This window comes from Pseudoalteromonas sp. S3178 (assembly GCF_005886985.1).
Lineage (GTDB): Bacteria > Pseudomonadota > Gammaproteobacteria > Enterobacterales > Alteromonadaceae > Pseudoalteromonas > Pseudoalteromonas carrageenovora.
Map to the genome: position 1 here is coordinate 1 of NZ_PNCW01000422.1, position 269 is coordinate 269.

Below are 269 nucleotides of genomic sequence, written 5' to 3' on the forward strand. Positions count from 1 at the left end.
ACTGGATGGCGCACGAAGGTTCAGCTAAAAAATTGCTCGACACATTTAGACGTACCGACACCCCAAATCAAACGCTGATTTTATCAGGCGACGTGCATTATTCGTTTTGTTTTTCAGTGCAAAAGCGTTTTGGCGATCACCCCAACAGAATTTGGCAGCTCACAGCCAGTGGCATTAAAAACGAGTTCCCGCGTAAGCTAATAAATGTGCTTGATAAGCTCGACTCCATTTTATATGGCCCTAAAAGTCCGCTTAACTTTTTTACCAAA

1 pseudogene is annotated in these 269 nt (G+C 43.1%); it reads left to right on the plus strand.

What is annotated here, in order from left to right:
• Positions 1–269 (plus strand): annotated as a pseudogene (locus tag CWC11_RS21570) (metallophosphatase); the annotation flags it as partial.